This window comes from Arthrobacter sp. RAF14 (genome assembly GCF_052114185.1).
In the GTDB taxonomy this organism is placed as follows: Bacteria; Actinomycetota; Actinomycetes; order Actinomycetales; family Micrococcaceae; genus Arthrobacter_E.
Genome location: NZ_JBFREG010000007.1, coordinates 73,489 through 95,332, shown reverse-complemented (window position 1 = coordinate 95,332; position 21,844 = coordinate 73,489). Strand labels below are relative to the sequence as shown.

General features: G+C 69.0%; 25 protein-coding genes. 16 read left to right on the top strand and 9 right to left on the bottom strand.

The genetic code is table 11. From position 1 onward, the window contains the following. Position 1: 1 nt before the first annotated feature. Positions 2–211 (bottom strand): hypothetical protein, encoded by a 210-nt coding sequence (locus AB4Y75_RS14555; RefSeq protein WP_441436593.1) that lies wholly within the window; start codon positions 209–211, stop codon positions 2–4. Positions 212–245: 34 nt separating this feature from the next. On the opposite strand from AB4Y75_RS14555, the gene AB4Y75_RS14550 reads away from it, so the two are divergent. From AB4Y75_RS14550 to AB4Y75_RS14525, 6 genes are all read left to right on the top strand, one after another. Further along, entirely contained in the window at positions 246–590 is a 345-nt protein-coding gene (locus AB4Y75_RS14550; RefSeq protein WP_441436592.1) for a hypothetical protein, read from the top strand. A 131-nt stretch (positions 591–721) separates the two neighbouring features. Next, entirely contained in the window at positions 722–1,516 is a 795-nt protein-coding gene (locus AB4Y75_RS14545) for a helix-turn-helix domain-containing protein (protein WP_441436591.1), read from the top strand. Positions 1,517–1,597: 81 nt separating this feature from the next. Continuing rightward, positions 1,598–2,608: a proline dehydrogenase family protein gene (locus AB4Y75_RS14540; RefSeq protein ID WP_441436590.1), complete on the top strand. Its 1,011-nt coding sequence runs from the start codon at positions 1,598–1,600 to the stop codon at positions 2,606–2,608. 178 nt (positions 2,609–2,786) lie between these two features. Continuing rightward, entirely contained in the window at positions 2,787–3,650 is an 864-nt protein-coding gene (locus AB4Y75_RS14535; RefSeq protein WP_441436589.1) for a hypothetical protein, read from the top strand. Between the two features lie 46 nt (positions 3,651–3,696). Next, a complete protein-coding gene (locus tag AB4Y75_RS14530; RefSeq protein ID WP_441436588.1) occupies positions 3,697–4,728 on the top strand; it encodes an exonuclease domain-containing protein in 1,032 nt (343 codons plus the stop codon). A gap of 115 nt (positions 4,729–4,843) precedes the next feature. Then, on the top strand, positions 4,844–6,136 hold the full coding sequence (locus AB4Y75_RS14525; protein ID WP_441436587.1) for a lytic transglycosylase domain-containing protein: 1,293 nt from the start codon (positions 4,844–4,846) through the stop codon (positions 6,134–6,136). 38 nt (positions 6,137–6,174) lie between these two features. On the opposite strand, the gene AB4Y75_RS14520 is transcribed toward AB4Y75_RS14525, so the two are convergent. After that, on the bottom strand, positions 6,175–7,023 hold the full coding sequence (locus AB4Y75_RS14520; protein ID WP_441436586.1) for a LysR family transcriptional regulator: 849 nt from the start codon (positions 7,021–7,023) through the stop codon (positions 6,175–6,177). A gap of 167 nt (positions 7,024–7,190) precedes the next feature. On the opposite strand from AB4Y75_RS14520, the gene AB4Y75_RS14515 reads away from it, so the two are divergent. Further along, positions 7,191–8,525: an MFS transporter gene (locus AB4Y75_RS14515; protein WP_441436585.1), complete on the top strand. Its 1,335-nt coding sequence runs from the start codon at positions 7,191–7,193 to the stop codon at positions 8,523–8,525. Between the two features lie 78 nt (positions 8,526–8,603). Next, positions 8,604–8,858 (top strand): hypothetical protein, encoded by a 255-nt coding sequence (locus AB4Y75_RS14510; RefSeq protein WP_441436584.1) that lies wholly within the window; start codon positions 8,604–8,606, stop codon positions 8,856–8,858. Positions 8,859–8,892: 34 nt separating this feature from the next. Here AB4Y75_RS14510 and AB4Y75_RS14505 read toward each other — a convergent pair whose 3' ends face one another. Then, a complete protein-coding gene (locus AB4Y75_RS14505) occupies positions 8,893–10,029 on the bottom strand; it encodes a transglycosylase domain-containing protein (RefSeq protein WP_441436583.1) in 1,137 nt (378 codons plus the stop codon). Between the two features lie 108 nt (positions 10,030–10,137). Continuing rightward, positions 10,138–10,395, bottom strand: a complete 258-nt coding sequence (locus AB4Y75_RS14500; protein ID WP_066212886.1) for a mycoredoxin — start codon at positions 10,393–10,395, stop codon at positions 10,138–10,140. Between the two features lie 133 nt (positions 10,396–10,528). On the opposite strand from AB4Y75_RS14500, the gene AB4Y75_RS14495 reads away from it, so the two are divergent. From AB4Y75_RS14495 to rpsA, 7 genes are all read left to right on the top strand, one after another. Continuing rightward, positions 10,529–11,296 (top strand): alpha/beta fold hydrolase, encoded by a 768-nt coding sequence (locus AB4Y75_RS14495; RefSeq protein WP_441436582.1) that lies wholly within the window; start codon positions 10,529–10,531, stop codon positions 11,294–11,296. Between the two features lie 79 nt (positions 11,297–11,375). After that, positions 11,376–11,879 (top strand): DedA family protein, encoded by a 504-nt coding sequence (locus AB4Y75_RS14490; protein WP_441436581.1) that lies wholly within the window; start codon positions 11,376–11,378, stop codon positions 11,877–11,879. Positions 11,880–11,933: 54 nt separating this feature from the next. Next, positions 11,934–12,749, top strand: coding sequence for a thioesterase family protein (locus AB4Y75_RS14485; protein ID WP_441436580.1), 816 nt, complete (start codon positions 11,934–11,936; stop codon positions 12,747–12,749). Then, positions 12,746–13,501, top strand: coding sequence for a lipoate--protein ligase family protein (locus AB4Y75_RS14480; RefSeq protein WP_441436579.1), 756 nt, complete (start codon positions 12,746–12,748; stop codon positions 13,499–13,501). Before AB4Y75_RS14485 ends, AB4Y75_RS14480 begins: the two co-directional genes overlap by 4 nt. A 90-nt stretch (positions 13,502–13,591) precedes the next feature. Beyond that, entirely contained in the window at positions 13,592–14,899 is a 1,308-nt protein-coding gene (locus tag AB4Y75_RS14475) for a GNAT family N-acetyltransferase (protein ID WP_441436578.1), read from the top strand. Positions 14,900–14,925: 26 nt separating this feature from the next. Beyond that, positions 14,926–15,891 (top strand): polysaccharide deacetylase family protein, encoded by a 966-nt coding sequence (locus AB4Y75_RS14470; protein WP_441436577.1) that lies wholly within the window; start codon positions 14,926–14,928, stop codon positions 15,889–15,891. A gap of 129 nt (positions 15,892–16,020) precedes the next feature. Further along, positions 16,021–17,490: a 30S ribosomal protein S1 gene (rpsA, locus tag AB4Y75_RS14465; RefSeq protein ID WP_441436576.1), complete on the top strand. Its 1,470-nt coding sequence runs from the start codon at positions 16,021–16,023 to the stop codon at positions 17,488–17,490. Positions 17,491–17,581: 91 nt separating this feature from the next. Here the strand turns inward: rpsA and AB4Y75_RS14460 are convergent, their stop codons facing one another. Next, positions 17,582–18,376 carry an MBL fold metallo-hydrolase gene (locus AB4Y75_RS14460; RefSeq protein WP_441436575.1) on the bottom strand — a complete coding sequence of 265 codons (795 nt, stop codon included), beginning with the start codon at positions 18,374–18,376 and terminating at the stop codon, positions 17,582–17,584. A 120-nt stretch (positions 18,377–18,496) separates the two neighbouring features. On the opposite strand from AB4Y75_RS14460, the gene AB4Y75_RS14455 reads away from it, so the two are divergent. Continuing rightward, positions 18,497–18,895, top strand: coding sequence for a hypothetical protein (locus AB4Y75_RS14455; protein WP_441436574.1), 399 nt, complete (start codon positions 18,497–18,499; stop codon positions 18,893–18,895). 37 nt (positions 18,896–18,932) lie between these two features. Here AB4Y75_RS14455 and AB4Y75_RS14450 read toward each other — a convergent pair whose 3' ends face one another. The 4 genes from AB4Y75_RS14450 to AB4Y75_RS14435 form a co-directional block, all read right to left on the bottom strand. Further along, complete coding sequence (locus AB4Y75_RS14450; RefSeq protein WP_441436573.1) at positions 18,933–19,331, bottom strand: RidA family protein; 399 nt, start codon at positions 19,329–19,331, stop codon at positions 18,933–18,935. Positions 19,332–19,430: 99 nt separating this feature from the next. Continuing rightward, the gene (locus tag AB4Y75_RS14445; RefSeq protein ID WP_441436572.1) at positions 19,431–20,291 is read right to left on the bottom strand and encodes a S8 family peptidase; all 861 of its coding nucleotides are present in this window, start codon (positions 20,289–20,291) and stop codon (positions 19,431–19,433) included. Further along, a complete protein-coding gene (locus AB4Y75_RS14440) occupies positions 20,288–20,935 on the bottom strand; it encodes a hypothetical protein (RefSeq protein WP_441436571.1) in 648 nt (215 codons plus the stop codon). Before AB4Y75_RS14440 ends, AB4Y75_RS14445 begins: the two co-directional genes overlap by 4 nt. A 156-nt stretch (positions 20,936–21,091) precedes the next feature. After that, positions 21,092–21,787, bottom strand: a complete 696-nt coding sequence (locus AB4Y75_RS14435; protein ID WP_441436570.1) for an IMPACT family protein — start codon at positions 21,785–21,787, stop codon at positions 21,092–21,094. Between the last annotated feature and the right edge of the window lie 57 nt (positions 21,788–21,844).

The following is a 21,844-nucleotide window of genomic DNA, read 5'->3' as shown; positions in this document are numbered from 1 at the left end:
CTCAGGACTCGACCTGCATCACGTGCACGACGCCGACGGCGGCCGCATCCGCTACCAGCGCCGCTGCGAAGTGTGCGGCAAGGTGCTCGAGTACGAGGACATCGACAAGGCGCACGGGGACGATGAGCAGACGAGCGGCCTGATGAAGAAGGGCTTCACCGCGATCGTGCTCTTCGCCCTGCGGCAGAAATCCCGGTTCGCTGCTCCCCACGTCAGGGGCCACCCGCTGCTCGTGCAGACCCCTGTTGCCGGACGAGGTCCGCGAGCCGGACTTCCCGGCCCTGGAGGAGAAAACACGCATCGGCGCCAAGGAGATGCAGCTGTCCGCCGCACTGGTGGAGAGCTTCTCGGAGGACTACGACCCGGCGGCATTCCACGACGAGTACCGGGAACAGCTGCGCACCCTCAGCAAGTCGAAGCGGAAGGCGGGGAACTCCCTCGACGCCGAGGAGCCCTTCGGGCGGGAGCAACTGGGCGGAGGCGAGGTCATCGACCTCATGGAGGCGCTCAGACAGAGCGTGGATCGCTCGCGGGTACGGAAGAAGGGCGTTCCGGATAGGGAGCCGGGACGAAGGGCCCGGCCGGGATGAGCACGGCGGGAGGAGTGGCGGAACACGGACAAAGGCGTTCGCACGCAAGGGAACGTGATCGTCGGCAGGGTGCGGGTCCATGTCGGCGGGGTACGGTCTAAGTCAGCAGACCACCGGCCCGGAGGAGAGACATGACCGAATTCTGGCGCAGCCCCGACATCCCACAACTGGAATCCCGGCGTTCCTGTCAGGCCGTCTCCTGCTACCGGCCCCACACCCACGACCGGTTCTCGATCGGCCTGATCGATGCGGGGAGGGCCGTCTTCGCCGGCGCGGGGGACACTCGATACGAGCTTGAACCCGGCGATGTTCTGCTGATCCCCGCGCATTCCGTGCACTCGTGCAATCCGGAGGCGGGGCGCTGGACGTACCAGATGATCCACGCCGACCAGGACTGGATCGCGGACCTGCTGCCGGACGAGCAGGACGACGCCGGGGAATTGCTCCGCGGGGTGGCCGTCTTCCGGGAGCCCGGCCTTCACGGGGAGTTCAGCCGGCTCAACGACGGACTCTTCGGCGGAGCGGAGCCGGCCTGGGTACGGGCCAGGATGTCCGAGGCTCTGGCCGCCTGCGCAGGTCTCACTCCCGGCTACCGCGGGGCGCGGAGTCCCGGACCGGGTCCGGAGGGTCCACTGGCACCCGTGCTCGACCGGCTCCGGAGCGACGGGCCGGCACCGAGCCTGGAGGAGCTGGCCGGGCTGCTGGGGATGGACAAGTACCGCCTGATCCGCGCGGTGAAGGAGGCCACGGGGCTGCCTCCCGTCGCGTGGCGTCAGAACGACCGAGTGATCGAGGCCCGGAAGCTGCTGCGGGCGGGGAACTCGCCCGCGGAGACCGCGTACGCCCTCGGGTTCGCGGACCAGAGCCACTTCCACCGGGTGTTCCGCGCCCATGTGGCGGCGACGCCCGGCGCCTACCAGGCCTGAGGTGCACTCTCGTCCGGGGGTGCACCACTGTCCTGCAACTTCGTACAAGACGGTGAACCTGGCGCGCCGGAGACTGTCCGGATGGAACTTTCTTCTGCAACGCTTCAGACCGCCTCCGACACCCTGCGGCAATGGGCCCTCGACGAGGATCTGAAAGCCCGCGTCATGGCGAACCCGGCCCTGTCCGCCGCTGCGGGGCGGATCGCCCGGCGGTACACCGCGGGACCGGATGCGGACCGCGCGCTGGATGCGCTCGACGCCGCCGCGCACCGTGGGCATCGGGGAAGCATCGAATGCGTCGGCGAATCCGTGCGGGATCCGGAGGTCGCCGATCGGGAGACCCAGGTCTTCGTGGAGCTGGCGCAGCGCCTCGGAATCCGGAGCGTCGATGCCGGACAGACGGTCGATCCCGGACAGGCGGTCGATGCCGGACAGGCGTCGGCGACCATCTCGTTCGACCTGTCTCATCTCGGATCGCTCGTCTCACCCGAGCTGGGCTTCGCCAACGCCTCCCGGGTGGCTCAGGCGGCCCGCGACGCCGGAACCTCGGTGATGATCTCGGCCGAGGGGTTGGGGCGGACGGATCTGGTGCTCGACCTGTGGGAGCGCCTCTCCCGGGATTTCCCGGAGACCGGTGTCACCCTCCAGGCCCGCCTGCACCGCACCCCGGATGACCTGGAACGCGTGCTGAGCAGGCCCGGACCGGTCCGGCTCGTCAAAGGCGCCTTCCACGAGCCGGCGTCCCTGGCCCACGCCCGGGACTCGGAACCCCTGAACGTGGCGTATCACCAGCTCGCGGACCGGCTGATCGCCTCCGGCCACCGGGTCAACCTCGCCACCCACGACGCCGCCCTCATCGGTGAGCTGCGAGACCGGCACGGCGACGCTCTTCACCAGGAGCACCTCGAATTCGAGATGCTGCAGGGACTCGGGACCGAGCTTCTGGACTCCCTCCGCTCCGATGGATTCGTCACCCGCGAATACGTCGTCTACGGGCCGGAATGGTGGCTCTACGTCCTCAACAGGATCGCGGAGCACCCGGAGCGCGCCCTTCTCGCCCTCGCCGATCTGGCCGGGCCGCCGACGGCCTGAAGGGCACGTCGGCGGACCCGTCCGCCGTCGTGACACGCGGCACACTCCCATCATGGAGCGCGGTTCCTCGGGGCACCGGGGCGGGAAGGGCACTATCATGGAAGCTTCCCCGGACGGCTCGTGTGAGTTCGCGCGTGCCCGGAACCGGGGGACAGTAGCTGAACGACAACGGAGGACCATGAGCCGGAACCGGAAGAAGCCGCGTCAGGACAAGAAGCAGGCGGCCGCTCTCAAGCAGAGCGAAGCCCTGTACAAGACCGCCGATCGTGCTGTCGACACCCAGGCGCTGGCGTTCGTGCGCTGGTACGAGCAGTCGGACGGGAACACCGGCGCCGAGGCGCTGCAGGTGCTCCAGTCGGTCAAGCAGTTCCTGTGGCTCTACGGCGCCAGTGGCGCCCCGGTGTCCGCCACGGCGTTCGAGGCCGACGCCTTCCTGCAGGCCATGGCCCAGCTCCAGACGCTGAGCGAGGCGGGGGAGAGCCGCGTCTTCCAGGTCATGACGGACGACCTCCAGCTCTACATCGGCTTCCTGGATGCCACGGGCAGCTGGACCGGCACGGCCGAGGACCTGGAGGTTCTGCTGGAGGACTTCGTGCTCGCCGAGGGCGACGACGCGGCGCAGGAGGAAGCTGCGGTGGATACCGACTCTGACGACGTCCGTCACGCCGTCGCTCTCCTGGAGTGGCTCGGGGACGGCAAGGAACTCACCGCCACCGGTTCGCTGCGCCTGGCCGACATCGAAGGTGCCGCGGCGGCCGTCGGCGTGCGTGCTGTCGGCTCGCAGAAGCGACTCTCCGAGGACGAACTGGCCGCCCTGGCCGATGCGGACGGCGACGTTCCGCTCGTGGTCCGCTCCATGGCTGAACTCGGGCACCTGAACGAGCTGTGGCTGAGCCTGCGCGCCCTGGGCTTCCTCGAGGTCTCCGGCAAGAAGGCGCTCGTGAGCGACGCGGGCCGCGCCCTGCAGAACGGCGGGGTCGGCGAGCGCGAGGCCCTGCTTCAGGCTCTCGCCGGCGACGCCGACCTCCCCGCCGCGGTCTGATCCCGGCGTCGCGAATCCTTCCCGGTCGCCCCAGGGTGTGTCAGCCGTGAGCAGGGGTTTCGCGGTGGTCGACGTCGAGACCACCGGTCTGTTCGCCGGGAAGGACCGCGTGGCGGAGGTCGGCGTGGTCCACGTCGACCCGGACGGCACGGTCGGCGACCGCTGGGAGAGCCTCGTGAACCCCCGCCGGGACCTCGGCCCGCAGCGCATTCACGGGATCCGTGCGGAGCAGATCCGTGACGCCCCGCTGTTCGCGGACATCGTGCCGGAGCTCGCCCGCCGTCTTGAGGGACGGGCCTTCGTCGCCCACAACGCGTCCTTCGATCACCGGTTCCTGACCGCGGAATTCCTCCGTGCGGGTCACGAGTTCCCCGTGGCCGTCGACGACGTGCTGTGCACCATGCGCCTGGCCCGGACCTTTCTGCCCGGGGCGGGCCGGTCGCTTCAGGACTGCTGCAACGCCTTCGGGCTCGTCCTGGAGGACGCGCACACGGCCGGAGCCGACGCCGAGGCGACGGCGCACGTTCTGAGTGCCTATCTGAGCATGGCGCCGGAACACCCGGCCTGGGCTGCGGCCCTGAGTCGGGCGGCCGCCGCCGTCTGGTCCGTGTCGTCCCACGCCGGGCATCCGGGCCTGCCCCGCTACAGCAGCGGCCCTCTGGCGCGGCTCCGGCTGCAACTGGCGTCTGCCTGGACCGACGGGATGCTTTCCCCGGAGAGCGTGGCCGGGCTGTATCGGGAAGCCGCCCGGCTCGGAGTGGCCGAGGAGCACGTCGACGCGCTGCTCCGGGAGCCGGCTCCCGCGGCCGCCCCTGTGACGCCGCGGTCCGAATTCGCTTCGACCGTGAGGCCCGGTCAGAAGCTCGTGCTGACAGGGCAGATGCGGCGGCCCCGGCATGAGATCACTGAGCGGTTGGGAGCGGCCGGATATCCGGTCCATCCCGCGGTGACCCGTGCCGTGACGCTGGTGATCGCGGCCGATCCGGACAGCCTGTCCACGAAGGCCCGCAGGGCACGGGCCTACGGGATCCCCGTGGTCGGGGAGGACTTCCTGCAGACGCTGATCGGCGAGATCTGAGAACGAGATCTGAAAAACGGGGCCGCGCTCGGATTCTGCGATTACCCTGTGAATCCGGCCCCGGGGGCGGCCGGCTCCGCGGAATCCCGCCGGCGGAGCGGTAATCTCTGGCAGTATGTCGAGCCTTGTCCGCCGTGTCTCAGCCCCGATGCTCGCCGCAGCACTCACTCTGACTCTGCTCAGCTCTGGCCTCCTGCCCGGCGCGGTGGCCGACGACGACACCCCGCCGAGCGGGTACCCCTCCTGGAGCGACGTCCAGAAAGCGAAACAGAGCGAAGGTTCGAAGGCCGCCGAGATCACCCGCATCAACGGCCTGCTGGGGCAGCTGCAGAACGAAGCGGAGAAGCGCGGCAGCGCCGCCGTCGTCGCGTCCGGCGACTACGCCGTGGCTGACGCTGCCTTGAATCTCGCCAAGGCGAAGGTGGACGGGCTGTCAGCACAGCTGCGTCAGGCCACCACGGAGGCCACCCGGTACCGCAAGGAGTACGGTGCGCTGGCCGTCCAGGCGTACAAGAACGGCAGCCTGGACCTCCCGGGCATCCCGGATCTGCAGTCCGTTCAGCCGGACCGGCTGCAAGGACTCAGCGTCCTGGAAGTGGTGACGGGCCGGGCCTCCGCACTCCTCGCGAAGTCCTCCGCCGCGCAGAACACGGTGCAGTCGCTCACTGCTCAGGAGCAGAGCGCCGAGGCGGAGCGGCAGCGTCTCGCGGACGACGCGAAACTGAAACTCGACACAGCGCAGGCCGCGAAGGCCGCCATGGACACACAGCTCGCTCAGCAGAAGCAGCACGGCCAGGAACTCACCGCTCAGCTCGCCTCGCTGAAAGGCACCACGGCGTCCGTCGAGGCCCGCTATCAGCAGGGGCAGGAGGCCCTGGCGGCGTATGAGGCGGCGCAGGCCGCCAAGCGGGCCGCCGCCGAAGAACGGGCCCGGCAGCAGGCTGCCGCAGCCGCTGCGGCTGCGGAACAGGAACGTGAGCGGGAACAGGCCGCAGCCAACGCACAGCAAGCCGGTTCCGGGAGCGACCCGGCGCCGAGTACACCCGATCCGGCGCCGCAGCCGCCCGTCGTCGTCCCTCCGGACAGCGGGGGAGCGGTCAATGATCCCGTCGGCGCCCAGTCCTATGCCGCGGGGCGTCTGGGGTACTACGGCTGGGGACAGGATCAGTTCCAGTGCCTCCAGTTGCTGTGGACGCAGGAGTCGAGCTGGCTCACGACGGCGACCAACGCGTCCTCCGGCGCGTACGGCATCGCCCAGGCCCTGCCTGCCGGCAAGTACGCCAGCGCCGGTCCCGATTGGCTCACCAATTACCGCACGCAGATCGAATGGGGACTCGGCTACATCCGGGACCGCTACGCCTCACCCTGTGGCGCCTGGGCCCACGAAGTCTCGAACAACTGGTACTGAGACGCTCCGGGTACTGACGCGACCCCGACCGGGACCCGTCACCACTTGAGCCCGCGCCCCACGATCGCCCGGATCAGGGCGTCGCTCACCTCGGCGTTGGCCAGGGGATTACGGATCAGGGTGAAGTCGACGTCGCCGACGGGCGGGAGATCGAAGCGCCGCGTGATCACGGTCAGATCCTCGGGGATCAGTGTGGACGGCATGACCGCGACGCCGAGCCCGGCCCGGACCGCCGCCAGCACTCCCGCGATCTGCCGGGTGGAGCACGTGACCTTCCAGCGCCGTCCCTGCGCCTCCAGGGCGTCGATGGCGAGGCGGCGGCTCAGACTCGGGGCCGGATAGGCCACCAGAGGAACTGGCGCGTCCCGGGGGAGTGCCGTCTGCTCCAGCCCGACCCACGCGAAGGTGTCGTGGCGGGCCACTTCGCCCTCGGCCGTTCCCGCGACCCACTTGACGAACACCAGGTCCAGCTGGCCGGCCTTCAGGCGACGGTGCAGCTGATCGCTCTGGCCGACCGTGAGTTCCAGATTGATCTCCGGATACAGCTGCCGGAATTCGCGGAGGATCTTCGGCAGGCTCGTGTTCGCCAGATCATCGGCGGCGCCGAAACGCAGCCGCCCCCGCATGGCGGAGCCGGCGAAGTACCGGGCTGCGGCGTCCTGCTCGGCGAGGATGCTCCGCGCGAACCCCGCCATCGCGTCCCCGTTGTCGGTCAGCCGCACCTCCCGCGTGTCCCGGGCGATCAAGGATCGCTTCGCGGCGGCCTCGAGCTTCTGGACGTGCTGGCTCACGGTGGGCTGGGCCAGGCCGAGCCGTTCCGCGGCCTTGGTGAAGTTGAGCGTCTCGGCCACCGCCAGGAAGGATCTCAGGTGAACAGGATCGAACATGGGAGGCCCTTCCTCGGAGCGGGTCAGTGGTGCCGAAAACCCGGGATCACGGGCATCCGCAGTCATTGCGATACGCAATGGCACTTATAGCCATAATTCCCTTCTGCAATGAAATACCGCAAGCCTACGGTGGACTCACACCCCGAGAACCTGAACCGAGGACTTCCGTGACGCCCCCACCGGCCGCAGTGTCGCCCGCAGCCAGCCCCGCAACCCAGCCCCTCACCGTCATCGCCGAGAAACTGCCGTGGCGGCAGACCTTCAACTCGCTGTCCGTCCCAAACTTCCGGATCTTCACCGCGGGCCATTTCGTGGCCGTCGTCGCGGTGTGGATGCAGCGCATCGCCCAGGACTGGCTGGTGCTCCAGCTGTCCGGATCCGTCACCGCGGTGGGCATCACCGCGGCATTGCAGTTCCTCCCGTCGCTCGTGCTGGGGCCGTGGGGCGGCGCGCTCACGGACCGCCTGCCGAAGCGGAGGATCCTTCTGGCGACGCAGAGCGCGGCGGCGCTGCTGGCTGCGATCCTCGCCGTCCTCGCCCTGAGCGGCCGGATCGAAGTCTGGCACTGCTACGTGATCGCCCTGATCCTGGGACTCGTCACGGTGCTCGACCAGCCTGCGCGGCAGGTGTTCGTCAACGAACTCGTGGGACCCCGGCACCTGCGCAACGCCATCAGTGTGAACTCCACCGTGTTCCAGCTCGGTGGTCTGATCGGCCCTTTTCTGGCAGGCGTGCTGCTCAATGCGGTCGGCGCCGGCTGGGCCTTCGCGCTGAATGCTCTGGCCTGCTGCTGCACGGTGGCGAGCCTGACCGCCATCAACCGGGACCGCTTGCACCTCAGCGCCCCGGCGCCGCGCCAGAAGGGCATGGTGCGGGAGGCTGTCCGGTACGCCTTCCGCAAACCGACCATCCGCTGGCCGTGGCTCATGGCGGCGTTCGTGTCGCTCTTCGCTCTGAGCCTGCCGGTTCAGCTCGCGGCCTTCGCGGACCGCGTGTACGACGTCGGCGCGGGAGGCTACGGTCTGCTGAACGCGATGCTGGCGCTGGGCGCGCTCGTGGGCGCCATTACGTCGACGCGCCGCCGACGGCTCCAGATCCGGACCGCGGTGTTCGCTGCCGGGGCCTATGGGGCGATGCTGTGCGTGGCATCGCTGGCGCCCGGGCTCGTGGCCTTCTGCGTCATGATGGTCTGCTCCGGATTCTGTTCGCTGCTGTTCCTGACCGCGGCCAATCAGCTGGTGCAGACGAGCTCCAACACCGCCATCCGGGGGCGGGTCATGAGCCTGTACCTGGTGGTGCTCATGGGCGGGCAGGCCCTCGGCGGCCCGCTGATGGGCTCACTCGCGGAGCATCTCGGGCCCCACGTCTCGTTGTTCGTCTCCGGGGTGGTGCCGGCCGTGGCTGCGGCGGTCGTGTCGGTGATCCTGGCCCGGCAGGGCAAGCTGCGTCTCCAGGTGCGGCTGCGCGGCCACCGGCCGTCGTTCCGGATCGCGGCGCGGTGAACGCGGGCCGCCGGCCGCTGAGAGCGCACTCCCGGCTAGGCTGAAGGAGTTCCTCGCATCCCGACAGAAGGCAGGCCCATGACCGAGTCACCCAATCCGCTGATCCCCACCGGCTGGGAGCTGGGAGCGGTGATCGTCGGCGCCCTCATCGTGGTGCTGGCGATCGTCGCGTGGGTGCTGCTCCTGGTGCGGAAGCCGCTCACTCCGGCGTACCGGCTGGTGCTGGCTCTCGCGGTGCTGATGTTCCCGGTCCTCGGCCCGCTCGCGGCGATCCTCATCTCGCTCCGGGCGCCGCGTCCGGGGCGGGATTCCCTGTCAGGCCCATCTGACTGACGGGACCCGCTGACTGACGGACTCAGACCCGGAATCACCGCCCGGCGGCGTCCTCGGCGATCCGCTTGGTCACCGATGCCGGCATGGTGGAGCAGGAGTCTCCTGAGGTCCGGTCCGCCGCGTGGTCGCTGGCCATGTCGGTGATCCCGACCGTCGAGACGACCGCTTGCCACCCGCCCATGCCCTCGATCTGGCGCGGCACCCACACATTGGCTGCGCCGTTGATGAGATCCCAGGCCAGGGGGTCGGCGCTGGGACCGAGGTCGATGCCACCCTGGGGAGCCCTGCGGACCCGCTCCGGCAGAGGCAGGACACCCATGAGCTGACCGGCCTGATGCTCGGTCATCGCCCACGGCGGGGTGTTGAAGTAATACCAGCTCGCGGCGCAGATCCCATACAGCTTGGGTGCGAACTGCGCGTAGTTCAGGTACAGCTCCAGGACGCGCTTGGACGGGACCGTGAGACTGAGCTCGGTGGCAAGGCCCGCTTCGAGGCTTTTGCGCAGGGGATCCTGGCTCGGCCAGAGGTAGATGTTCTTCACCAATTGCTGAGGGATCGTGGAGCCGCTGGGGTCCTTCTCACCCTTCTGCCAGGCCTCGGCCCGCTGGGTCAGTTCCTCCCACGTGAACGCCCCCACGCGGGTGCCCAGCTGCTGGTCCTCGTGGGCGATCGTCGCTGCCAGAGTGAAACGGCTGATGTGATCGATCGAGACGTACTGGTACACGATCGGCTCGCCGCTCTGGAACATGTAGGAGGTGCGCGGGGGCGTGAACCAGTTGTAGCTCAGCACCGAGAGGAACTGCACCACGAGCAGCACGGCCATTCCCACCGTGACGCGTTTGAGGACCTTGCGGCGACGTGGTCGGGCTGGCGTTCCCGGCGTCGGTGAGCCCGGCTGATCCCGGCCGGGCGGTCGGGAAAGTGGCAGGGGGCCGGGAACCGGAACGGCTCCGCGTGACCGCTTCTCGCGGCGGGGGCGACGGCCACGGGCCGGCGCGGCCTGTTCCGGCCAGGTCCCGTGTGGTTCCGGCGCTGCGGCGTAACCGTAGGCGCCGGGTTCGTCGGACGGCAGGCCCCGCTGGGCTTCGATCCGCCCGGTGCGCGCGGTCGGCCGGAAATGATCCTGCGCGGAACGGCCGGGCTCGGAGTGGTTCGGTGGTTCGGAGCGCATGGCGGGAGTCTAGAGGAGCTTTCTTGGAGGCCTCTGACAGCACGACGGCGGCCAGGCACCTCAGGTGCCCGGCCGCCGTCGTCGTGTGGCAGTCAGAGATGCTCGGTCTCAGACGCCGAGGCGTTCCTTCACCTCGGCCGCGCTGGGGTTCGTCGCGGCGGAGCCGTCCGGGAAGAGGACGGTGGGGACGGTCCGGTTGCCGCTGTTGAGCTGCTCGACCAGTTCCGCCGTGCCCGGGACCTCCTCGATATTGATCTCCTGGTAGCCGATGCCCTGGGCGTCGAGCTGCTTCTTCAGGCGCTTGCAGTAGCCGCACCATTCGGTGGAGAACATGGTGATGCTGCCGGATTCGGGGGTGAAGTCCACGGGTTCCTCTCGGGGTCTGTGTCTGTGGGTCTGTTCCCCACAACAGTACGGGGTGCGCCTTTCTTCCCGCGGACGAGGGGGGAGCGGGACGACCCGGGGTGACATCCGGCTCCAATGCGGGTAGACAAGTCACATGACCTCCTTCGTGACCTCGGCAGACGGCACCCGGATCGCCTACGAAGCCCAGGGGAGCGGACCGCCGCTCATCCTGGTGGGCGGGGCGCTGAACGACAGGAACTCCGCCGGCGGCTACGTGCCGCTGCTGGAGGACGCGTTCACCGTGGTCCGCTACGACCGGCGCGGACGCGGAGAGTCCGGCGACACCCGGCCCTGGTCCGTGGAACGCGAGATCGAGGATCTGAAGGCGGTCGCGGCGGAGTTCGACGAACCCGTCTCCGTCTACGGTCATTCCTCCGGCGCCATTCTGGGTCTGGCCGCGGTGGCCGCCGGCCTTCCGGCCCACCGGGTGGTCACCTACGAACCTCCGTTCCTCACGGAGCAGCCCGAGGACTGGCGGGCCTTCGCCGAGCAGCAGCGCGATCTCGCCGCCGCGGGACGTCCCGGGGATGCGGTGGAGAACTTCATCCGGCACGTCGGCGCTCCCTGGGACCCCGCCATGCGCCAGATGCCGTTCTGGGCCGGGCTCGAGGCGCTCGGCCATACCGTCACCTACGACCTGCAGATCGTGGGGGACAGCTCCGTCCCCGTCGAGGCGCTGGGCCGCATCGAGGCCCCGCTGCTCTCGCTGTACGGGGGGGACAGCCCGCAATGGGCCGAGACATCCGCCGAGGCCGTCGCCGCCGCGGTCCCCGGGGCCAGGGCGCTGTCCGTCCCCGGCCAGACCCACAATTCGGACCCGGCGGTGCTGTCCCCGCATCTGAAAGCCTTCCTGCTCGGCTGAGTTCCGGACTGAGTTCCGGACGTCTTTGCTGACGTTCCGTCACCATGTCCGGCTGGCCCGATGCGTCACACTGGAAGAGATGGACTTCCTCCTCAATCTCCCGTTCCACGTGGCGTTCCCGGTGCTGTTCGTGATCGTCATGTGCCGCGCCAACGCGACCTATTGGATCGGTCGCGGGGCGGTCAACGGGCTGGAGAAGACCCGGCTCGCCGCCCGCCTGAGCGGGTCCGAGGCGGGCACCGCCAAACGCTGGATCGCGAAATGGGGGCCGGGCGCCGTCGTCGTCTCCTTCCTCACCATCGGCATCCAGACCGCGGTGAACTTCACGGCCGGCGCCGGGCGGATGCCGCTCAAGCGCTACCTTCCCGCCGTCACGCTGGGTTCCATCATCTGGGCCCTCCTCTACGCCACGGCCATCCTCGCGCTGATCGACACCTGGCTGGGCCTGATGGCCGGGTCGCCGTGGGCCTGGGTCGCAGCGGCGCTCGTGGTCCTGGCCGTTGTAGCGTTGGTACTTGTACGACGACGGCGACGCAGCCTGCGCCCGGCCGTCACCCCGGTGGATGCCGACGTCAAGCCCTGACCGCCTCGGTGAGCCCACCCCCACGCGCTGGGCTCCAGCGAGGAAGGACCCGGTGTGAACCTGCCCGAACTGGCCGGAGGGGATTCCTACTACGTCTCCCTCGGCAACGGCCGATACCAGTCGACGATCCACGCGCAGGGCGCCTGGAACCCCCACGAGCAGCACATGGCCCCGGCGAGCGGTCTCATGGTCCGGGAACTGGCGGAACACGCGCCCCGGTCCGAGCTGCGGACGGCCCGTCTGTCCTTCGAGATACTGGGGCTCATCCCGGGAGGGGAGTTCTCGATCCGGTGTGAGACGGTCCGGCCGGGCAAGACCATCGAGCTGGTCCAGGCGGAGCTGCTCGCCCCCGACGCGAAGGGCGTCGAGCGCGTCGCCATCCGCGCGTCGGCATGGCGTCTGGTCACGACCGACACCTCGTCCATCGCCGCCGTCGAGGATGAGCCCATGCCCTCGCTGGAGGACTGCGAGCCGTTCGACGTGGCGACGCTCTGGCCCGGCGGCTACATCGCTTCGATCGACGTGCGGGTGGCCCGCCATCACCGGCGCGGCAACGGATGTGTCTGGGTCTCCACGCATCACCCGCTCGTCGCCGGTGAAGAGACTCCCGAGTGGGTGCGGCTCATGGGGCTCGTGGACACCACCAACGGCATCGCGGCCCGGGAGAAGCCGGGTCCCGGGGGCTACGCGTGGCCGAACACCGACCTGCAGATCCACATGTACCGGCGGCCCTCCGGCACGTGGCTGGGGCTGGACAACTCGGTGTCCTTCGGCACGGACGGGATCGGACTCACCTCCACCGTGCTCCACGACATCCACGGCCCGTTCGGACGGGCTGAGCAGATCCTCACCATCCGGGCCATCGGATGACCGGGCGGCACGCGGCCGCCGCCGCGCCACTGACGGTGGTGCATCAGGAACGTTCCCTGGGACCGGCGGAGGACCTCGATGTGGCGCTCCGACTGCTTCGCCGCGCCCAGGACGGGCTGATCGGGCCCACGCTGCGGCTGTACCGGCCCGGGCCGACCGTCGCCTTCGGACAGCGCGACGCGAAGCTGCCGGGATTCGACGCCGCGGCGCAGGCGTGCCGCGACCGAGGCTTCGAGCCGCTCATCCGCAAGGCCGGCGGCCGGGCCGCGGCGTATCACCGTGGATGCCTCGTGGTGGACCACATCGAACCTCGTGCGGACGCGATCGCCGGAGCGAAAGCCCGGTTCTCGCATTACGGGGACCTGCTGGCTGAGGCGCTCCGCTCCCTGGGCGTGCTGGCCGCGGTCGGGGAGATCCCGGGGGAGTACTGCCCCGGAGAGTTCAGCGTGCACGGCGACGACCCGGTGTTCCCCTCGCATCAGGTCAAACTCATCGGCACGGCTCAGCGGGTGGTCTCCGGCGCCTGGCTGTTCAGCTCGGTGATCGTGGTGGAGGACTCCGCTCCCTTGCGGGAGGTCCTGACGGACTCCTACGCCGCCCTCGGCCTGGACTGGAGCCCCGCGACCGCCGGGAGTGTCCAGGATCTGTCTCCGGCCCTACGGGTCGAGGACGTCATGGGCGCCGTCGTGGCGCGCTACTCCCAGGAGACCCCACTGACACGTGCCGGCCTGGACGACCTGCTGGGAGGCTGAACCGCGGCCGGCCGAACCGGTGCCCCCTCATGTCAAACACTGCTTTCAGGACCCCTCGAAATCACCGGGAGTCCGGGATAGGCTCGAGTCATGACGCAGTTGACCGGGGAATACACTGTCCAGACCTTTGACACCGCAACCCTTCCAGAAGACCAGATCTCCCGCTTCGCCGAGTGGTGCAGGGCCGTCAAGCTGGGATTCCACGACTCGATGCCGGGCGACGACCTGATCGCCAAGATCCTGCGCAACGCCCGCCACGACAACCGGGTCCTCACCGGCGTCTACCAGGCGGCCACCCCGGAGTACGGACTTCCGCTCGAAGCGCCCGTGGCCACCTTCGGGACCCTGACCAAGAACCTCAACGTCGGACGCGGGCAGGAGATCCCCGCGCACCTCATCACCGCGGTCACGGTCCGGCCCACGCATCGCCGCAAGGGCCTGCTGACCCGGATCATGACGGAGGATCTGCGGCGCGCCCAGGAGAACGGGCTCGCGATCGCGGCGCTCAACGCCTCCGAGGGCGGCATCTACGGCCGTTTCGGGTTCGGCGTGGCCACCTACGAACGCTCCCTCACGGTGGACGTCACATCCCGCTTCCGCCTGCGCAAGGCCCCGGCCGGCCGGGTGGAGCTGACCGATCCGCGTAATCTGCTGGAACTCGCCGAAGGCATCTTCGACCGTTTCCACGTCCTGACGCCGGGTTCGCTTGGCCGGGCGCGCTTCTATCCGATGCTGGCCTCCGGCTTCATGGACGAGAAGGGCGAGGAGAGCAAGGACCTGCGGGCCGCCCTGCACTACGACGCCGACGGCATCCCGGACGGCTATGTCTCCTACCGCTTCAAGGGCTGGAACACCGAGCCCTACACCATGACGGTCGTCGACTTCGTGGCGGCCACGCCCGAGGCTCATCTGGGCCTGTGGGGATTCCTGGCGAGCCTGGACCTCGTGGAGCGGATCGAGATGGAGTCCGCGCCGGTTCAGGACCCGCTCGAATGGGCCCTGGAGGACGCCCGGTGCGTGGAGGCCAAGGAGCCCCGCGACATGCTGTGGCTGCGCCTCCTGGACGTCAAGGCGGCGCTGGAGGCGAAGCGCTACCCGATGGACGGCAGTCTGGTGTTCCGTGTGGAGGATCCGCTGGACCTGGTCACCGGCACTTACCGCGTGGTCGTGGTCGGCGGGACCGCCACCGTGACCGAGGTGGCCGACGACGACGTGGATGACGCCACCGTGGAGCTCACGCTCGGCGTCAGTGAGCTGAGCTCGGTCTACCTGGGCGGAGTGCCCACGGCCACGCTGGCCGAGGCCGGCCGGATCGAGGAGCACGTGCCCGGCGCGGTGGAGCGGCTGGGCCTGTTCCTGGCCGCCGAACGCCCGGTGCACTGCCACTCGCACTTCTGAGACGCCGCGGGGACTACACTGAGGCGGTGTATTCCCCGCGTCATCTCCGGGAGAGGCCCGGGGGCGGGCCTTCGGATCCCGGTCGTCGTGCCCTCTTCCTGGGCATCGCCGCCTCCGTCGGACTGGGCCTGGTGGCCTGCGATGAGGGCGATGCCCCCGAAGCGCCGCCGCGCGCCACGGCCGGTGCCGTTCCGGCGCCGACGCGCGTGCCCGCCGTCGTGCGAGCGGCGCCTCGTCCGGCCACTCCGCCCGCGCTGAGCCGGCGGGAGATCCTCGCGGAGTTCCGCGGAAAGATACCCACGCAATGGGGGCTGGACGTCACCGGTGTGGCGACCGGCAGCCGCAGCCGTTCGGTGGCGCTGACCTTCGACGCGTGCGGGGGACCGGGCGGCTCCGGGTTCGACCGCAAGCTCATCCGGTCCCTGCGCCGGCACCACGTGCCGGCCACCCTGTTCATCAACCTCCGATGGGCCCGCAGGAACCCCGGGCTGCTGCGGGAGCTCGCCACCGATCCGCTCTTTGAGATCGCGAATCACGGCGTTCATCACAGCCCGCTCTCGGTGAACGGCCGGAGCGCCTACGGGATCCCCGGAACGTCGAGTCTGCGGGAGGCCTACGACGAGGTCATGGGCAATCAGGAGGGCCTGTCCGCGCTGACCGGGCGCGCACCCCTGTCCTTCCGCCCGGGCACCGCCCACTATGACGAGATCGCGGCAGCCATGGTGCGGCGCTGCGGCCTCCTGCCCGCCAATTTCTCCGTGAACGCGGACGGCGGCGCCACGTTCACCCCGGAGATGGTCGCCGGCCAGCTGGATGGCGTGAAGGCCGGCGACGTGGTGATCTCCCACTTCAACCAGCCCTCCTCGGGGACGGGTGAGGGGTATGTGGCGGGGCTTCCGGGCATGATCGGCCGCGGCCTCCGTTTCGACCATCTGAGCGCGGTGTTCGGTCTCGGAAAAGCGGCTTTGACCGGCGTTGCCGCGGGGCGGTAAACTAGAGGGGCGTGCGTTACGCGTACGCGCGAATCAATCCAACACATCAGGATGGTCCCTTGTTGTCCGCGCCCTGAGCGTGGCGGATCTGCCTGACCGACTAACTATCCACATCGGAGCCCCTACTACATGACCATCACCTCTACCGAGAAGTCCGGTACCCCCGTCGTCGCAGTGAACGACATCGGGTCCGAAGAGGATTTCCTCGCCGCCGTCGACGCCACCATCAAGTACTTCAACGATGGCGATCTCGTCGAAGGCATTGTCGTCAAGGTCGACCGCGATGAGGTCCTTCTTGACATCGGATACAAGACCGAAGGTGTCATCCCCTCCCGCGAACTCTCCATCAAGCACGACGTCGACCCCGGTGACGTCGTCGCTGTTGGCGATGAGGTCGAAGCCCTCGTTCTCACCAAGGAGGACAAGGAAGGCCGCCTCATCCTCTCCAAGAAGCGTGCTCAGTACGAGCGTGCCTGGGGCGACATCGAGAAGATCAAGGAAGAGGACGGTGTCGTCACCGGTACCGTCATCGAGGTGGTCAAGGGTGGTCTCATCCTGGACATCGGCCTCCGTGGCTTCCTCCCGGCATCGCTCGTGGAGATGCGTCGCGTCCGCGACCTGGCTCCGTACATCGGTCAGCAGATCGAAGCCAAGATCATCGAGCTCGACAAGAACCGCAACAACGTGGTCCTGTCCCGCCGTGCCTGGCTCGAGCAGACCCAGTCCGAGGTCCGCTCCACCTTCCTCAACAAGCTCGAGAAGGGCCAGGTCCGTACGGGCGTCGTGTCCTCCATCGTCAACTTCGGTGCCTTCGTGGACCTGGGTGGCGTCGACGGCCTCGTGCACGTCTCCGAGCTGTCCTGGAAGCACATCGACCACCCGTCCGAGGTCGTCGAGGTCGGCCAGGAGGTCACCGTCGAGGTTCTGCTCGTCGAGCTGGACCGCGAGCGTGTCTCCCTGTCGCTGAAGGCCACCCAGGAAGATCCGTGGCAGACCTTCGCCCGCACTCACGCGCTGGGCCAGGTCGTTCCGGGTAAGGTCACCAAGCTGGTTCCGTTCGGTGCGTTCGTTCGCGTCGAAGACGGCATCGAGGGCCTGGTGCACATCTCCGAGCTGGCCGTCCGCCACGTGGACCTCGCCGAGCAGGTCGTGTCCGTGGGCGACGAGCTGTTCGTCAAGGTCATCGACATCGATCTCGAGCGTCGCCGTATCTCCCTCTCCCTCAAGCAGGCAAACGAGGGCGTGGATCCGGAAGGCACCGAGTTCGACCCGGCGCTGTACGGCATGGCCGCCGAGTACGACGAAGAGGGCAACTACAAGTACCCGGAGGGCTTCGACCCGGAGTCCAACGAGTGGCTCGAGGGCTTCGAGACCCAGCGCGCCGCATGGGAGCAGCAGTACGCTGACGCCCAGGCCCGTTGGGAAGCTCACAAGAAGCAGGTTGCTCAGCACCTGGCCGACGACGCTGCTGCCGCCACCGCGGGCTCTGCAGACGCCGCTCCGACCAGCTACTCCTCTGAGGCCCCGGCCGCCGAGTCCGGCACCCTGGCTTCCGACGAGGCTCTCGCCGCTCTGCGCGAGAAGCTGACCGGCAACTGATTGCCTCCCGCGTGACCTTCTGATTACGTGAACGACTAGGGCCGCCACGGATTTCCGTGGCGGCCCTAGTCGTCTCTCCAGAGTGCTGCCGTCAGAGGGGCAGGAACTCCCGGCGCCCGCGGGAGGTGATCACACGCCCGAACCGCATACCCGGGAAATGCGCGGCGGCGAGCAGCTCCGGCGTGTCGGCGGCCCCGTCCGCGATGCGGTTGCGCAGGGCAGAGGCGGCCTCCGGATCGTGGTCCCACACCACTTGCCAGTCCCGCTCACCCAGCTGCACCTCGGAATGGGCGACGTCCCCGAGTAGGGTGGCCTTCAGCCCCTGGGAGGACACCACATACACGGTGGAACCAGGCGTATGACCGGGCACGTGCACCGCGTCGATGCCCGCTGCCAGGGTGAAGTCCCTGGCGAACGGCTCGAAGCGGTCCTGCACGGGCAGCAGCTTCTCCACCGCATCCGCCGAAGCCTGTGGCCCGCTCACGAAGTGCTCCCAATCCGCCTGATGCACCCGGTACGTGGCCCGAGGAAACACCGCCTCGCCCCGAAGGCTCGCCCAGCCGATGTGATCGAAATGCAAATGCGTGAAGACGACGTCGGTCACCTCCTCGGGCGTCGAACCCGCCGCCCGTAGCGCTTCCGGCAGCCCACCGCCGCGGTACTTGCCGTCGTCGAACGCGCCGACGCCCGTGTCCACCAGGACCGTCCGGTCCCCGGTGCGTACCAGGAAGCCGCCCAGCGGGATCTCCCAGTGCCCGTCCTCGCCGAAATGCTCGGGATGGCAGGCCCACGCGTCCGGGACGCCCGGTCTGCTCAGGATCTCTCCCGCCTTCTCGGTTCCCGTCCCGTCCAGGAGCGGGAGGATCTGGATGTCTCCCAGAATCATGTTTTCCACCTCGTCATCAGGCCCGTCGGAAAGCCGGTCCCCCGGCCCTCCGGACCTTATCGCAGCTGGATGTCATGACGCGGTCACGCGGTCTGGTCGTTGCTGTGGCATGATGTCGGGATGATCCCTGAAAGCTGGTTCCTCGCCACCCGGCCAGACGACGGCGAGACCGTCGGCTACCTGGACATGGTGGGGGAGGAGTTCCAGCCCTACGACCTGCTGGGCCGGCCGCACGGCGCGCCGGCCGAGTACCTCGAGGCCGAGGAGCGGCTGGCTGAGCTGGGCCTGTCCTACCTGGCCCGGCGGTGGAGCTTCGCGGTGCAGGACCATCCGGAACCCATCGCCGTGGTGATCTCGGAACTGAACCGAGACGCCGTCGTCGTCCTCAGTGACGACGCCGGCTACCACCGGGACTTCGGCACACCGTTCAGCGTTCCGCTGCCCCTCGATGTGTCCGTGCTCTGGGAGAACCCGGATGGCACCGGCCCGCGCTTCACCCAGGGCGTGCCGAACCGCTGAGCTCGCCCACCAGGACCACGGCGCGGAGCGGCCGTGGTCAGCGCAGGACGGCGGCCACCGCGCTGACCTCGATGAGTGATCCCGGCACGCCCAGCCCCGCGACCAGAGCCGCCGTGACCAGGGGAGGAGCGCCCTCCCGGGCGAGCAGCGGGGCGATCGCGCCATACGCGGCGTGCAGATCGGCGTCGGCCTGGATCAGGACGGTCCACTGGACCACGTCGCCCAGTCCGACTCCGGCCGCCTCCAAGGCGACTCTGGCGTTCTCCACGGCGCGGAGTGCCTGTTCTGCGGCATCATCCGAGACGACGCGGCCGCTCTCATCCACCCCGTTCTGACCACCCACATAGATCGTGGTCGCTCCGGCCGGGACGATGGCGACATGGCTGAAAGCAGGGCTCTTCACGAGCCCCTCGGGCTGCAGGAGAGTGATGTCCATGGCCACATCCTGCCACGTGCGGCAGGCAAAAGGGAGGCCCGGGAGGATCGCCCGACGGCGATGCTCCCGGGCCTCCCTGCCGCGTTGGTCAGACGACCGTCACTGGACCGCCTTGAGAGCGTTGACGATGCCGTAGCCGTAGAAGCTGTTCAGCTCCGTGGTTCCCACGCAGGCCGGGCCGATATTGGCCTGCGGCGCTGAGCACGGAGTCGGGGTGGCATCCGCACGGAGCTTGGCCTCCATCTGTGCCGGGGTCAGTTCGGGATGAGCCGACTTCATGAGCGCCAGCACACCGGCGACGTGCGGCGATGCCATGGAGGTGCCACTCTTGAGGCCGTACTTCCCGTTCGGGATCGTGGACAGGATGCTCGATCCGGGTGCGGCGACGTCGATCTCACCGAGGCCGCGGTTGGAGAAGTAGGACAGCTGGCCGGTCTTCATGATCGACGAGACCGTGACGACGCCCGGCAGCTGAGCCGGGATGTCCTTGCAGCCCTGGTTGATGGTGCGATCGATCGGCGCCGGCGCATCATTGGGGCTGCCGTCGTCCTTGGTGTTGAGGGTGAAGTCGACGCTCGAGTTGCCGGCGGCCGCCGAACTCACCACGCCGCGCTTGACGGACCAGTTCACGGCACGCGCCACGGATTCCCGGACGGCAGCCTGATCGGGCTGGTCGTCACACCAGAACTCGAAGGGGTCGATGTAGTAGCTGTTGTTCGTCACGTCCATGCCGCGCTGCGCGGCCCACATGAAGCCGCAGATCGCGTATTCCGGGTAGATGAACCCGGCATCGTTGACGACCTTGACGGCGGCGAGCCTGACGTTCGGAGCGACGCCCACGATGCCGGTGCCGTTGCGGGCGGCCGCGATCGTGCCCGCGACGTGCGTGCCGTGGTCGGAGGTGGTCGGGTACCAGCCGCCGGCTGTCTGGTCCGGTCGGCCGCCGGTCGTGCAGTTCACCGAGTCCGGGACGGAGATGTTCGCGGCCAGATCGGGGTGGGTGGGTCGATGCCGGAGTCCAGCACGCCGACCAGCACCTTGCGGCTGCCGTCGGTGACCTTGTTCGCCTGGTCGGCCTTGATCTGGGTCATGTCCCACTGCTGGGACTCCAGGGCGTCAGCCGGTCCTGCGGGAACCAGGGTGGTGGGCTCGTCGCCGTTGACAGGCTTGTTCTTCCCCTTGTTCCAGCCGGAAGCTCCCGGGCCCCACGGCACTTGCGGCCCGGTGACCTTGTCGGTGACCTCGGCGGTCCGGGTGGCGCCGACGGACTGGACGGCGTTCTTTCCCGCCACCTTGACGCGGTCACGGAAGGCGGACCGGTCGGACTGGGCGATGACGACGCCGATTTCGGGCCAGCTCTGGACGACGACGCCGCCCGCGGCGGTGACGGCCTGCTCGACCTTGCGGGTCTGGCCGGGGTTGGCCTGCCCGGCGTTGACGACGTAGCTCATGACGGTGCCGTCCGGCGGGTTCACCGGGACGGGAGTGGACGTGTCGGTTCCGGCTGCCTGGGCGGAGACCCCGGAGCCGACCAGGACCAGTCCGAGTGACGCGACAGCGCAGGCGACCGGGCGCAGCGGTCGGCGGAAGGTGTGCAACCTCATGGGTGAGGGTCCTCTCGATGAGTGGAGGCCGGAGGTACCGGCAGCAGGCGATTGCCTTCCCTCGTTTCTAGTCGGCGTTCCCAGGGTTTTCAATGGCTACTGAAAGATTCCCTTCAGAAATCGGGAAAATCGCCGGCGTCTCATGCGTCCTCGGGGTCAAGCTCGGGGGGTCAGATCGACCCATTCCGTGCCGCCGGGGCGCGCCTCGCAGGTGCCCGCGCTGAGCGACAGGACGGTCCGCCGCACCCGGTCCAATGACTCGGCGTCGTCCTCGAAGGCCACCTTGAGGGTGGCGTGGCCCGCACCGTACTCCGTGCCCACCACGTGCAGGCCTGCGGACCGCACGTCGTTCTCGAGCTTGCCGACCTCGGCGAATCCCACCGGAACCTCCGCCAGGCGCAGTCGCTGCCGCGTCACCCACGGGGCGCGGTCCGCGGCCTGCGATACGGAGTCGGAATAGGCGCGGACCAGGCCGCCCGCGCCCAGCAGGATTCCCCCGAAGTACCGCACGACCACGGCGCACACATCACTCAGATCGGCCACCCCGTTCGCCGTCTCGCGGCGGTTCAGGGCCTCCAGCATCGGGATGCCGGCCGTGCCGGACGGCTCGCCGTCATCGCTGGACCGCTGGGTCGTCCGGTCCGGACCGAGGATGAAGGCGCTGCAATGGTGCCGGGCATCGTGGAATTCGCGGCGGAGCTCGGCGATCAGGGCGCGAGCCGCCGCTTCGTCCTCCACCCGGCGCAGCACGGTGATGAATCGGGAGCGCTTGATCTCCAGTTCATGACGGAAATCGGGCCCCGGGGCGAGCGTCGTGTAGCGCGTCGCGCGGCTGTCTTCGGCTGGGGGCACTTGGCCATTCTAGCCAGCATGCTGGTTTGCGAGTGCGGGAAGTGGGCGTCGATGAAG